We start from the raw sequence: 12643 nt of genomic DNA on the forward strand, positions 1-12643 counted from the left end.
CGCACCGTCCCTCCCCCGTCCCCGCGTCCGGGTCTGGCCGCTGCGGGGGCGGGGCGGTCAGGCGGCCACGGAACCGGTGGTCGACTCGGCGGGTGGCTTGACAGTCGGGGCGGCTGCCGCCTTCAACTGCTGGTTCTTGATCTTCTGGGCGTAGATGTCGACGTACTCGCGCCCGGAGAGTTCCATCAGCTCGTACATGATCTCGTCCGTGATCGCCCGCTCGACGAACCGGTCACCGGACATCCCGGCGTACCGGGAGAAGTCGAGTGGCTCGCCGAACCTGATCCGGACCCGCTTGATCCGGGGAAGCAACTTCCCGGGCGGCTGGATCTCGTCGGCGTTGAGCATCACCACCGGGATGACCGGAGCGCCGCTGTCCAGCGCCAGCCGGGCCACCCCGGTCTTGCCCCGGTAAAGCCGGCCGTCCGGGGAGCGGGTGCCCTCCGGATAGATCCCGGCGAGGTTACCGGCCCGTAGGACGCTCAGTTGGGTGTCCAGCGCCGCCTGCGCCGCCCGGCCACCCGAGCGGTCGACCGGGATGGTGCCGGTGCCGACGAAGAACATCTTCACCAGCCAGCCCTTCAGCCCCTTGCCGGTGAAGTATTCGGCCTTCGCGACAAAGGTCACTTTTCGCTTGACCATCAGGGGCATGAAGATCGAGTCTGAGAACGACAGATGGTTGCTGGCGATGATCGCCGGACCGGAGTCCGGTACGTTCTCTCTCCCCTCGACCTTCGGTCTGAAGATCAACTTCAGCCAGGGTCCGAGGATGACGTACTTCATCAGCCCGTACAGCACCAGTGTCCTTCCCGAGCGTCCCGCGCATCCCCACGACGGCCTCCGGCCGGCGCGGCACGCGGAAAGCGTCGCACCGGAACCACGGGCCGCGGGCGGGAACTGTCGGCAAGAAGCCTACGAAGCGGGTACGGCACGCCACAACGCACTCCCGGAACCAGTGGCCGCCGTGTCACGATTCATTGCACGGTCCGTCGGTCAGCCAACGACATGATCACGGTCGCGCGCCACGGACCGGTAGGGAGGGTGTCGGGTGTCAGCGGGTGGGGCTCGCCGGGGACGGCGGGACAACGGGCTCGAGGCGACGGAGTACGCCGTCGCCGGCGATGTGGATCCGCGGCTCGGCGAGCATCTGCTCGACGTGCTCGCCGCGGGCGGCATCGCCGCCTACCTCCAGCCGTCCGCCGACCTCAACCCGGTGACCCGGACCACCACCGTGCCGGCCCGGCCGGTCGACCGGCTCTACGTCGACCGCAGCTTCCTGGCCACCGCCCGGGACTACCTGACCCAACTTGCCGAGGAAGACCTTCCGGACCAGCCCGCTCCGCAGCCCGACCCGGACGTGGAGGCCGAGTGGGCCCGGATCATCGCCGGGTACCACACCGAGGTCGCGGCGGACCACCGATCCTGGCCGGCCGTCGAGGACGTCGCCGTCGCCGAGCCACCCGACCGGGCCGCCGAGACCACCCCGCCGACCCGACCCGGCCAGGACCCTTCCGGCCCGGTCGACACGGGCGTACGCCGGTTGCCGTCCGCGACCGACATCTCCGGCATCTCGGTGGGTGGCCGGGCGGACGACCCGTCACTCCTCGACGGTCTGGACACCTTCGGCGCGGATCTTCCGGACGGCCCGGAGGAGCGCTACGTCCCGCCACCACCGCCGCCGCTGCCCCGGATGTCGAAGTACGCGGTAATCGGTGTACTGGCCATCGTCGCCGGGTTCGCCCTCTTCCTCTTCCCGTGGCTGCTCCCGATCGACCGGGCCCTGGTGACCATGCTCGGCTTCGCCGGGATCCTCACCGGTTTCGTGACCCTGATCTGGCGTCTCCGGCCCGGCGACGAGGAGGACGACGACCCGGACGACGGCGCGGTGGTCTGACCCCTGTTGTCCAGATCGCGAGATTCATCGCCGTGTGAAGGCAAGGTGTAACACTCGCGTAATTTCCTATCAGTAGGAATACTGCGGTAAGTTACCTTCCCCTCACGACTACCCGATCGCTCTTCATTCGCGGTGGTCGCCTCGCCCGGAACGAGGTGCCCGAATGCGACAGAGTTCCCTCGTGGTGGTGGCCAATCGGCTGCCCGTCGACGACAGCGTGGCGCCCGATGGCGCCTGCGAATGGCGCCGCAGCCCCGGCGGGCTGGTCAGCGCCCTACATCCACTCCTCCAACACACCCCTGCGACCTGGGTGGGCTGGGCCGGCGGCACCGGTCCCGCACCCATGCTCGCCGACATCGACGGCGTACGGATGCACAGTGTGCCGCTGGCCCGCGACGACGTACGCGACCACTACGAGGGCTTCGCCAACGCGACGCTCTGGCCGCTCTACCACGACTCGGTGGAGCAGCCGGTCTACCACCGCCGCTGGTGGGAGGCGTACCAGCGGGTCAACCAACGGTTCGCCGAAGCCGCCGCCGAGGCCGCCGAGCCGGAGGCCCTGGTCTGGGTGCAGGACTACCACCTGCAACTCGTGCCCGGTCTGCTCCGGGCCATCCGCCCCGATCTGCGGATCGGCTTCTTCCTGCACGTACCCTTTCCGCCGCCCGAGCTGTTCATGCAGCTCCCCCGCCGGGCCGAACTGCTGCTCGGCATGCTCGGCGCCGACCTGGTCGGCTTCCAGCGGGCCCAGGCGGCGCACAACTTCGCGCAACTCGCGACCAAGGTGCTGCAACTGCCGGCCACCGACCGCCGGATCGCGGTCGGCGAGCGGGTGGTACGGATCGGCGCCTTCCCGGTCTCCATCGACATGACCGAGATGGAGGCGCTGGCCCGCCGCCCGGACGTGACCCAGCGAGCCACCCGGATCCGCCGGGACCTCGGCGACCCGCAGCACGTGATCCTCAGCGTCGACCGGATGGATTACACCAAGGGCATCGAGCAGCGGTTGAAGGCGTACAGCGAACTACTCGCCACCGGGCACGTCAAGGTCCGGGACACGGTGATGGTCCAGGTGGCCGTGCCGAGCCGGGAACGGGTCGAGCAGTACCAGATCCTGCGGGAACGGGTGGAGCGCGAGGTCGGGCGGATCAACGGCGAATTCGGCCGGGTCGGTGAACCCGCGATCCACTACCTCACCCAACCGTTCGACCGGGCGGAACTCGCCGCCCTGTACCGGGCCGCCGACATCATGGCCGTCACGCCGCTGCGGGACGGCATGAACCTGGTCGCCAAGGAGTACGTGGCCGCCCGGGTCGACGACGGCGGCGCGCTGCTGCTCAGCGAGTTCGCCGGGGCCGCCGCGGAGTTCCCGCAGGCGTTCCTGGTCAACCCGCACGACCTGGAGGGCCTCAAGTTGACCCTGATGCACGCCCTACAGGCCACCCCGGTCGATCTGACCGGTCGGATGCAGTCGATGCGCCAGCACCTGCGGGTGCACGACATCCGGGCGTGGGCGCGGTCCTACCTGACGTCGCTGGACCAGACCGGGAACCTGGTCACCCAACTGGCCACGACCTGACCGGCGCCGGCCTGGCCGCCCACACCGGCACCCGCGACGGGTGTCAGCCGAGGGTGGCCAGGCAGGCGAACTGGGTGGCGACCGGTCGGTAGCCCAGCCGCTCGTTGATCGCGAGCATCGGCGCGTTCGACTCGGCGTTGGAGGTGTAGGCGACCGTGACGCCGCGCTCGGCGGCCCGCCGCAGCGCCGTCACCTTCGCCAGCCGGGCCAGTCCTCGGCCACGGTGCTGCGGCATCGTCGCGGTCATGTCCGACCACATCCGCGCACCGTCCCGTTTGACCAGCGAGAACGCGGCGACATCCGAGCCCACCAGCGCGGCGGTGCTCGCCACCTTGTCGAGGGCAACGTGATCCCAGACCTCGTACCGCCAGGTCTCGTACGAGATCGCGTCGGCGGGCACGTCACCCGGCTCGTCCGCGCTGGCCGCGATGTGCGCCTCGTAGAAGCGTCGGTCGTCCAGGTCCGTCACGGTAACCAGTCGGACGTCGTCCGGTACGGGCTCTCCGGGCGGCGGCGGGTCCAGCGGCAGTGCCGAGTAGCGCGCCTCCCGGGTCGGCTCGAAGCCACGCTTCCGGGCGAAGTCCAGCGAGTCCGCCAGCGCCCAGGCCCGGACGCGCCGGATGCCGAGCTGGTCGAGGTGCTGTCGCGCCGCGCCGAACAGCGCGTCGCCGGCACCGCGCCGACGGTGGTCCGGATGCACGTGCAGCAGCGAGATCTCGCCGAAGTCGGGCTCCGAGGTGGTGATGCTCCGGTAGGCGGAGGCCCAGCCGACCACCTGCCCGTTGACCTCGGCGACGAACGGGACCCACTGCTCACCGGGCGGCGGTTCGGCGATCATCTGGCGGGTCGACGCCACCCCCCGGACGAGATACGGGTAGACCACCGCACGCAGCGCCACCACCGCCGAAGCGTCGTCGGGCACGGCAGACCGGATCCGCACGGAGTCTCCCCTCAGATCCGCCCTACCTGACCAGGTCCTTGTCCAGCCAGTCGAGGATCGCGTCGATTGGTTCCCGCCACCGGGCGTCGAGCATCATGTCATGGCCCATGCCGGGGAACAGCAGCGGCGCCGCACCGTACCGCCCGGCCGTCCGGGTCAGCGCGGCCGGCGGTACGACCCGGTCGTCCGGGCTGCCGAGAACCAGCAACGGCGGGTTACCCACGGCCCGCTCGGGCGCCTGGTGCCGGAGCAACTGCCACTGTGCCCGCGACGACGCCCGGCCGAGCCGGCTGGCGTAGTCCCGGGCCGCCGCGTCCGGCAGCTCCCGGCTGAACAACTGGCGGTGGTTCAGCCGCAGCGCACCGCCGAAGACCGCCGGCAGCGTACCGACGGGATTGCGGCGCAGCGCGGCGCCGAGCGTTCCCCAACCGCCGAACACCGGGGCGACCAGGACCCCGGCCCGTGCCGGGTAGCGGGCCAGCGCGTGCGCCACCACGAGCGCACCGGCGCCGTGCCCCACCAGCACCGCCTGCCGGGGCAGGCTCGCGGCCACCTGGACCACGTCATGGGCGTACGCCCGCAGCGTCGCCTTCGGCGCCGGGCCGCTGCCGCCGTGCCCGCGCAGGCTGACCGCGTGCGCCGGAAAGGCCCGCGACGCGGCGTGTTCGAGCCAGTGCTCGGCGAACACCCAGGCACCGTGGCCGAAGCCGGGTACGAACAGCAGCGGCGGCTTGCCCTCGGGCGCCTCCGGCGTGGCGGCCCGTACCTCCCGGAACACCGGCGGCACCGGGCGGGTCCAGTCCGTCACCCGTACCACCCGCGTCTTCATACCGCCACCTCGCTGCGCTCGGCGTCGCCATGACTTTCCGCACTGAGCCAGCTGATTCGCCCGCTCCGCTCGCTCATGCCGGGACCTCCAACTCGTCGAGCGTGCGCTGCAACGCGCGCAGATAGTCGATATGCCCGATCTCGAACCAGTGCCGGGTGCTCTCCTTGACCTTGGCGGAGTGCCACCGGGTACCGGCCTCGGCGTCGACCCGGGCGGTGAAGGCGCGGGCCCGGTCCGGCGCGTGCTCGCGCAGCCGCAGCCAGCGGGCGATCGCCACGGTCTGCCAGTGCACCATCGTGAACAGGCCGGAGTCGGGCTGGAGCAGGCCGGCGACGGCGAGCGTCGGATGGCGTCGGGGGAACGCGTTGAGGTAGAGCGCGGGCCGTCCCGAGGCGTCGATGCCGAGCACCTCCGGGGCCAGGAACTCGAACCGGGGCAGGTAACCGGTCGCGAGCACGACCAGGTCCGGCTCGACCTCCTGCCCGTCGACCAGGGTCACGCTGTTACGGCGGAACCGGGCGACGTCCGGCACCGGCGTGATCGAACCGTGCCCGATCTGGTAGACGAGGTGGCTGTTGACGATCGGATGGGTCTCGAAGACCTTGTGATCGGGCCGGGGCAGCCCGAACCGGGTCAGGTCACCCACGGTCAGCTTCAGCATCTGGTGGAACATCCACTGCCGCACCCGCAACGGCAACCGGTACGCGCCGGCCGCGTCGCCGACCTGGTCGGCCGGGCGACCGAAGGCGTACTTCGGGGCGTACCAGTAGCCACGGCGGGTCGAGTGCCAGCACTTGGCCGCCTGCTGCCCAGCCTCGACGGCGATGTCACAGCCGGTGTTGCCGGCACCCACCACCAGCACCCGCTTGCCGCGAACCTGGGTGGCGTCCTTGTACGCCGACGCGTGGATCACCTGACCCCGGAACTCGTCCAGGCCCTCGTACGCCGGCAGCTTCGGTGACCAGTTATGCCCGTTCGCCACCACGACGGCGGCGTACCGGGAGGTGCGCTCGGCACCGTAGCCGCCGGTGCTGCGGGTGGTGACGTCCCAGCGATCCCCGTCGGCGGGCTCGACCCGGACCACCTCGGTACCGAACCAGATGTGCGGTCGCAGGTCGAAGTGGTCGGCGTAGCGCTCCAGATAGGACAGCAACTGGCTGTGGTGCGGATAGTCCGGCCAGTTGTCCGGCATGGGGAAGTCGGGGTACTCGGTCAACGGCTTGGACGAGATCAGGTGGGTGCTGGCGTAGACCGGACTGCGGTCGTGCCGCCAGTTCCAGGCCCCGCCGACCCCGGTCTCCCGTTCGTAGCAGTCGGCGCCGAAGCCGTACTCCTTCAGGTTTTTTATCGCGGTGAGGCCGCTGGCTCCGGCGCCGATGACGCAGACCGTGCCGCCCCGGTCGTAGACCGGGCGCCCGTCCCGCCAGAGGGTCGCGCTCGGCTCGTGGCTCTCCTGGTCACTGAAGGTGGACACCGAAGAATCTCCTTTTGTCCGGCACAGGTGCCGACGTGCGGGGGAATCCTCTCGACTCCCCTCGCCTTTTGTCCAGCCCGCCGCGCGCCCGGAGTTGGTACGACCCGGCAGTACCACGTCGATCCCTGCGCCCCGGCCTGATCGCCGCTTCGGTCATCGCATCCGGGCGGTGTCGCGCAGCACGGTGTCCAGCACCTGGGCTGTCCCGGCCGCGCCGACCGGCGCGGCGGGATCGGTCGTGTACCGGTGCACCGCCTGCCGGACCGCCGTCAGCGACGGGTCCCGGTCCAGGGCCCACTCGGCGGCCGACACCTTCGAGGAGTGCACCTCCTCGACCGCGTAGCGCCAGATCCGGCAGGCGGTGAGCACCATGTGCACGGCGTCCTCCGCGTCGACGGCATGCTCCGCGTCGACGGCATCCCCCGCATCGTGGGCGTCCTCCGCATCGTGGGTGTGTGACTGCCACGTCGTCAGCCAGTGCCGGCCGCGCTCCCGGATCCACTCGGCCGGTACCGGTGCGATCGCGTCGGCCGGCGCCACCCCGACCAGGCCGCGCCCGTCGGCGCGAGCCATCGACAGCTCGGCCGGCAGGTCCGGGGCGGCCGTCACCCGCGACTCGACCTCGACCCCGATGGACGATCCGTCGTACCGCCCGACGTGCAGCTCCATCGGCGGCACCCGGGCCGGTGTGCCGGCGACATCCTCGGTCACGACATGCAGGTCGATACCGCTCGCACCGCCGGGATCGGCCCGGCGGACCAGGTCCTCCAGCGCGGCGACGTGCTCGTCGGAAAGCGTGCTGTCGACGATGACGAGCAGGTCGATGTCACTGCGGCCGGGGATGAAGTCGCCGGTCGCGAGAGACCCGTGCAGGATCACCGATCGGACTGGGGCACCGATGACGGCAACGCAGGACCCAGCGAGATGCTTCGCGGCGACCAGGGCTTCGACGTCGTCACGGTGGATCACCCGGCATTCCTACCAGGTAGTGATCGTTAGTTGAGATCGAAACACTCGGACCACAGCACGAGCCGGCTTACCTGGACAGAGCCGGGCAACTGCGACAGGGCAGCAACCGATCTCGTGGATCAACGCTGGCCCGGCGAGTCAGGGGCCGACCCGGCGGCGGTCGGCTCGGCATGGACGACCTCCCGCTCCCATCGTTGCCGAGGCTGGGTGTGCAGCCGCCAGTAGTGCTCGGCGATGTCATCCGGATCGAAGGCGGTCCCGGGGGCGACAGCACCAGCCACGGTGACCGTCGCCACGTGCACGCCGGACGGCCCGTACTCCTGGTCGAGCAGGGCGACGAGGGTCCGTACCCCGGCCTTGCCGAGCGAGAGTGACGCGTACGACTCCTTCGGCTCGGGCATCCCGCCGGTGACGATGAACGAACCGGCGCCGCGCTCGGCCATGCCGGGCAGGACGTGCGCGGCAGTGGTGATCGCCCCGACCACGTTGACCGCCCAGGCGTCCTGGTGGGCGCGTACGGAGAGGTCGCCGATCGAGTCGGCCTGGATGATCGCGGCGTTGTAGACCACCGCGCCCGGCGGGCCGAGTTCGTTGGCCGCAGCGTCGAGGGCGGCCCGCAGCCCGGTCTCGTCCGTGCTGTCGGCGGTCAGCGCCACGACCCGTACGCCGAGCGGGGCGACCTCCTCGGCCACCGCGCGCACCGCGGCCGTGGTACGCGCCACGAGCGCGACCGGCAGGCCTTCCCGGGCGAATCGCAGGGCGACCGATCGTCCGATCCCTGGTCCCACCCCGATGATCACCACGCCTGACACCTGCGCCTCCTCCGCCCTGACCTGCACCGACGGATGGAGGCTAAACTCTCACATCAATGTGAAGGTCAATCGGAAAGTGCGGAGGCGCACAGTGCGGATCGGTGCCCTGGCCCGGGAGACCGGGGTGAGCGAGCGACTCCTGCGCTACTACGAGGAGCAGGGGCTGCTCCGGCCGGTCCGGCTCGCCAACGGCTACCGTGAGTACGCCGAATCGGACATCGTCGCGGTCTCCCACATCCGCTCCCTGCTCGCCGCCGGGCTTCCCAGCACGGTCATCGCGCAGGTGCTGCACTGCGTACACGACGACGGCGGCCGGTTGACCCCGTCGCCGTGTCCCGGCATGGTCGACCACCTGGAACGGGAACGGGCCCGCATCGCCGAGGCGATCGGCCGGCTGGGCGCGGCGCAACACGCACTCGACAACCTGCTCGCCGCCATGCCGGCCGACTCGCCGGCCCCGGGCCGACCCGACGGTCCCGAGCCGACGGGGTCAGCCTCAAAGACGGCGTGACCGGGGTCGAGAACCGCCAACTTGGCGGTAAAAAAGCGGGCGTGCGGACGCTCACTGCCGTCCACCATGATCCCTGACAGCGTTGAACCAGCCCGTCCCGGGAGTGTGCGATGGCGAGCAGAGGTACCCGGCGAAACCAACTGGGGATCATGTTGGCCGGAGCGGTCGTCCTGGCGGGCTGTTCCGGCCCGGCCGACGATGCCGACGCCGCCCCGCCGACCGGTACGCCCACCCCGGCGCCCACCACTGCGGTAGTCGTGCCGACCACACCAGCCGAGCCGGAGTTCGAGGCGGAGGAGGTCGACGACCTCGGCAAGCTGTGTGGGACCGACGACGTCAGGTACCAGCGCGCCGCGCCGTACCAGGGAGCCGCGCCGCATCCCCTCGCGGTGTTCGCCAAGGAGAAGGGCAGCAAGGGGTACGAGTTGCGGTACGTCCCCCGTGACGACCCGCCCGGGTACGAACCGGAGCGCCCCGAAGAGGTCGCCCTGTTGGCCTGTCTGACCACCGTCAAGAGCCTGCCGGTCGGCACCTGCCGCTACCGGACCGACAACGGCACGAAGGGCGTCCGGACGGACGGCCAACGCTTCAAGATCGAGCTGTTCGCCCTCGCCACCGGGAAGCGAATCGTGAACCGGACCTACGACGTCGACTTCTGCCCGCCCACCCTGATCACCTACCGGGGCGAGATCCCCAAGCGCCTGACGTCCACCCTGAACGACGAGCATCTCTTCCAGATGTTCGACCGGTACGTCAGCCGCACCGCCCCTTGACACCACGGCAGAATCGAAGCCGGCGTCCTCGTCGTGCCGGCAGTCTTCAAGACTCTCGTGGACTGCCGGCGGCGGATGGTGGCGGTGGTGTTGGGGCGTTGTCGAGGCGGGCGCGGGCGATGGCGACGCGCGGTCGTACCCAGGCGAGGAAGCGGGCGTGCAGGGCCGCCGGGTCCGGGCCGGGGTCGGGGTTGAGGTCGCTCAGGTCCGCCATCGCGGCCTGGAGTTGGCCGGCGAGGTAGCAGGACAGGCCGGTCGGGTCGGTGGCGAACTCGACGGAGAGCAGGCTGCGGGCGCCGAGGCAGGGCCAGTCGACCGCGCAGATCCGGCAGAGCCAGATCGGGCGTTGCGGCGTATGCGGCTCGATCGCCGGGCGAGTCCCCTGGTTACTCGTCTGGTCGCTCGTCATCGCGGGCCGGTTCCGGCCTGGTGTGCCTGGGCGGCTGTCGTTCGTCCGGCTCGACCGACCAGTTGCGTGTGGGCGTCGACGGCACCGGCTCGACCCTGATTGCTGGGCCGGGCTGGGCGCTGGTTGGTCGGGCGGCCTTGACGCCGATCGGGTGGACCGGCGCCGGCCGGTGGCGGTGGCGGGTCCGGAGTGACCACCGACCGGGCCGGGATGCCGTCGGGCGGTGGAGGTGGCGGGACGGTCACTGGTGGCGGCAGTACCCCCAGCGCTGGCGGGTCCGGGGTCAACCGGTCCGGGCAGGGCCAACGCAACCCACAGCGGCAGTACCGCCAGAACCGACGCCAGTCGCGACGGTGCAGGGGCGCGAAGCGAAGCCCTTTCGGCGTACGCAGGAAGCGTCGCGTTGTCCTGTCCTTCCTCGAATGGTGCGACACCGTTCTTCGACAGAACGGTTGGATGCGGGGAACCGCCCCTCGGGGAGTTGGGATGGGCGGTTCCCCGCTCGGTTCCGCCCGGGTGTTTGCCGCCCGCCGAACGGTTCCGCTGCTGACACTCTGCTATGGACGCCACTACGCTGAGGAGGGGTGACGCGCATACCACCAGGGCGTATAAAGCCTCGTCGTGCCCGTCCGGGACCTGTCCGAAGCCAGCGCCAAATCTGTCCGGAGGTTGTCCGTGGAGCGACCGGCCATGCTCGAACACTTCGCCGAGGAGTTACGGCTAGCCCGTACGAAGCGCGACATGTCCCAGGCCGAATTGGCCGAGGCGTCGAACTATTCGCCCGCAATGATCGCAAAGGTCGAGGCGTGTGAACGGCGGCCCAGTCTGGACCTCGCCCGCCGCTGCGACACCATCTTCGGCACCGACGGCCTGTTCGAGCGGATCCAGCGCAAAATCGGCCAGGAGACCGTGGTCGGCTACTTCCGGGAGTGGGCCGCCGTCGAGCAGGAGGCCAAGGCGCTGCGCTGGTTCGAGCCGACGTATGTGCCGGGGCTGTTGCAGACCGAGGCGTACGCCCGCGCCGTGCTCGCCAGCAGTGGTCTGCTTACCCCGGAGGAGACCGAGCAGCAGGTCGTCACCCGGCTGGACCGGCAGGAGATCCTGACCCGCGCCACTCCTCCGCTGCTCACCTTCGTGATGGACGAGAGCGCCTTGCGCCGCGCGATCGGCGGGCCGGCGGTGATGCGCGAGCAACTTCTGCACCTGGTCAAGGTCGGCGCCGCCCTGCCCCGGGTCCGGATCCACGTCGTGCCGGCCTCGGCCGGTGCCTACGCCGGCCTGGACGGCACCTTCGTGATCGCCACTCCCCCGGTCGGCGAGCAGGTCGTCTACTTCGAGGGGCACATCCACGGGCAGATGGTCGACCGTCCGGATCAGGTGCAACATATGCTCGATGTCTGGGACTCTGTCCGGGGCGAGGCGCTGCCCCACCAGCAGTCGATCGAGCTGATAGCGGAGGTGGCGCAGACATGGAGCTGACCGGCGCGCGGTGGCGCAAGAGCAGCCGCAGCAACAGCACCGGCGGCGCCTGCGTCGAGGTCGCCGACAACCTGCCCGGCATCGTCGGAGTCCGGGACAGCAAGGACCCGACCGGTCCGGCCCTGACCTTCGACCTGACCGCCTGGCGGACGTTCGTAGCCGAGACCGCCCGACGCCCGTAGCCCGACCGAACACCAGTACGTCAGCAGATCTGCTCGCCTGGACAGGCAGTGCCGACCGGACTCGGCGCTGTCCTGGTCATCGGGAGGCAGCGGCTGCGGTCCGGCTGAGCAGGATCGTGGCCCCCGCACCGGCAAGCAGTCCGATTGCCAGTGCGCCGATCAGTCGTACCCCGGTCGTGTGTGGCAGGAACGCACCCGGCAGTTGCGACGCGGCCAGCACCCCGGCGGCGGTGATCGTCGCCGCAACCGACCAGAACAGGCCCGGTCGGGCCGGGGTGGCCGGCGGCTCGCCGTGCCAGGTCCGCAGCAGCCCCCGGCGCCCGAGGTGTACGGCGAGGACGAGCGCGGCCAGCGCCCCGAGCACCGTCGAGGCGGCGTCGAACACGGGTGCGTTCTGGGTCAGCCGGTCCCACGCCTGATGACTGGTGGCGGCGAGTACGGCCGAGCCGGCGCTGACCGCGAAGACGGGCCGGGAGACGCCGAGTACGCCGTAGTCACGCAGGGCCAGCCCGCCGGGCCAGGACGGCAGGTGTACGGCGACCGTCGGCGCTGCCCAGCGGACGAGCGCCCCGCAGAGCAGGGTCACCGGCAGGCAGAACAGGATCAGCCCGGCTGGCTGGTGCGACAGCGGGAACACCGGCAGGCCCGACCCGTCGAGCGCGTACGCCAGATCGGGTGCGGCGGCGCCGACGACGAGCGCCACCCCGTCGAACCAGCGGGGCCGCCAGAGCTTGAGCGGCAACGGCAGCGCGGCGTGCGAGGGTGTCAGGGGTGTTAAGAAGGGGCCCTTCT

Annotated in this window: 14 protein-coding genes; 6 read left to right on the top strand and 8 right to left on the bottom strand. The window is 70.7% G+C overall.

All coding sequences use genetic code 11. The features are described from left to right. Nucleotides 1-57 precede the first annotated feature (57 nt). Nucleotides 58-798, bottom strand: coding sequence for a lysophospholipid acyltransferase family protein (locus ACFP2T_RS30560; RefSeq protein WP_377427787.1), 741 nt, complete (start codon nucleotides 796-798; stop codon nucleotides 58-60). A gap of 250 nt (nucleotides 799-1048) precedes the next feature. Between ACFP2T_RS30560 and ACFP2T_RS30565 the strand changes: the two genes are divergently transcribed. Together ACFP2T_RS30565 and ACFP2T_RS30570 are read left to right on the top strand one after the other, a co-directional pair. After that, nucleotides 1049-1894 (top strand): DUF308 domain-containing protein, encoded by an 846-nt coding sequence (locus ACFP2T_RS30565; protein WP_377427789.1) that lies wholly within the window; start codon nucleotides 1049-1051, stop codon nucleotides 1892-1894. Between the two features lie 163 nt (nucleotides 1895-2057). Continuing rightward, nucleotides 2058-3473, top strand: a complete 1416-nt coding sequence (locus tag ACFP2T_RS30570) for an alpha,alpha-trehalose-phosphate synthase (UDP-forming) (protein WP_377427792.1) — start codon at nucleotides 2058-2060, stop codon at nucleotides 3471-3473. Nucleotides 3474-3516: 43 nt separating this feature from the next. On the opposite strand, the gene ACFP2T_RS30575 is transcribed toward ACFP2T_RS30570, so the two are convergent. The 5 genes from ACFP2T_RS30575 to ACFP2T_RS30595 form a co-directional block, all read right to left on the bottom strand. After that, nucleotides 3517-4413, bottom strand: a complete 897-nt coding sequence (locus ACFP2T_RS30575) for a GNAT family N-acetyltransferase (RefSeq protein ID WP_377427795.1) — start codon at nucleotides 4411-4413, stop codon at nucleotides 3517-3519. A gap of 22 nt (nucleotides 4414-4435) precedes the next feature. Then, nucleotides 4436-5242: an alpha/beta hydrolase gene (locus ACFP2T_RS30580; protein WP_377427798.1), complete on the bottom strand. Its 807-nt coding sequence runs from the start codon at nucleotides 5240-5242 to the stop codon at nucleotides 4436-4438. Between the two features lie 73 nt (nucleotides 5243-5315). Continuing rightward, nucleotides 5316-6716, bottom strand: a complete 1401-nt coding sequence (locus ACFP2T_RS30585; RefSeq protein WP_377427801.1) for a flavin-containing monooxygenase — start codon at nucleotides 6714-6716, stop codon at nucleotides 5316-5318. Between the two features lie 153 nt (nucleotides 6717-6869). Then, nucleotides 6870-7685, bottom strand: a complete 816-nt coding sequence (locus tag ACFP2T_RS30590) for an aminoglycoside adenylyltransferase domain-containing protein (protein ID WP_377427804.1) — start codon at nucleotides 7683-7685, stop codon at nucleotides 6870-6872. A gap of 119 nt (nucleotides 7686-7804) precedes the next feature. Next, on the bottom strand, nucleotides 7805-8497 hold the full coding sequence (locus ACFP2T_RS30595) for an SDR family NAD(P)-dependent oxidoreductase (protein WP_377427807.1): 693 nt from the start codon (nucleotides 8495-8497) through the stop codon (nucleotides 7805-7807). 91 nt (nucleotides 8498-8588) lie between these two features. On the opposite strand from ACFP2T_RS30595, the gene ACFP2T_RS30600 reads away from it, so the two are divergent. After that, nucleotides 8589-9008 (top strand): MerR family transcriptional regulator, encoded by a 420-nt coding sequence (locus tag ACFP2T_RS30600; RefSeq protein ID WP_377427810.1) that lies wholly within the window; start codon nucleotides 8589-8591, stop codon nucleotides 9006-9008. Between the two features lie 110 nt (nucleotides 9009-9118). After that, nucleotides 9119-9781, top strand: a complete 663-nt coding sequence (locus ACFP2T_RS30605) for a hypothetical protein (protein WP_377427813.1) — start codon at nucleotides 9119-9121, stop codon at nucleotides 9779-9781. 46 nt (nucleotides 9782-9827) lie between these two features. Here the strand turns inward: ACFP2T_RS30605 and ACFP2T_RS30610 are convergent, their stop codons facing one another. After that, nucleotides 9828-10190: a hypothetical protein gene (locus ACFP2T_RS30610; protein WP_377427816.1), complete on the bottom strand. Its 363-nt coding sequence runs from the start codon at nucleotides 10188-10190 to the stop codon at nucleotides 9828-9830. Between the two features lie 675 nt (nucleotides 10191-10865). Between ACFP2T_RS30610 and ACFP2T_RS30615 the strand changes: the two genes are divergently transcribed. After that, nucleotides 10866-11669, top strand: a complete 804-nt coding sequence (locus ACFP2T_RS30615; protein ID WP_377427819.1) for a helix-turn-helix domain-containing protein — start codon at nucleotides 10866-10868, stop codon at nucleotides 11667-11669. After that, nucleotides 11660-11851 carry a DUF397 domain-containing protein gene (locus tag ACFP2T_RS30620; RefSeq protein ID WP_377427822.1) on the top strand — a complete coding sequence of 64 codons (192 nt, stop codon included), beginning with the start codon at nucleotides 11660-11662 and terminating at the stop codon, nucleotides 11849-11851. Before ACFP2T_RS30615 ends, ACFP2T_RS30620 begins: the two co-directional genes overlap by 10 nt. A 76-nt stretch (nucleotides 11852-11927) precedes the next feature. On the opposite strand, the gene ACFP2T_RS30625 is transcribed toward ACFP2T_RS30620, so the two are convergent. Continuing rightward, nucleotides 11928-12620 carry a DUF4184 family protein gene (locus ACFP2T_RS30625; RefSeq protein ID WP_377428060.1) on the bottom strand — a complete coding sequence of 231 codons (693 nt, stop codon included), beginning with the start codon at nucleotides 12618-12620 and terminating at the stop codon, nucleotides 11928-11930. Nucleotides 12621-12643: the final 23 nt, after the last annotated feature.

Source organism: Plantactinospora solaniradicis, from assembly GCF_042658085.1.
Taxonomy (GTDB): Bacteria; Actinomycetota; Actinomycetes; order Mycobacteriales; family Micromonosporaceae; genus Plantactinospora; species Plantactinospora solaniradicis.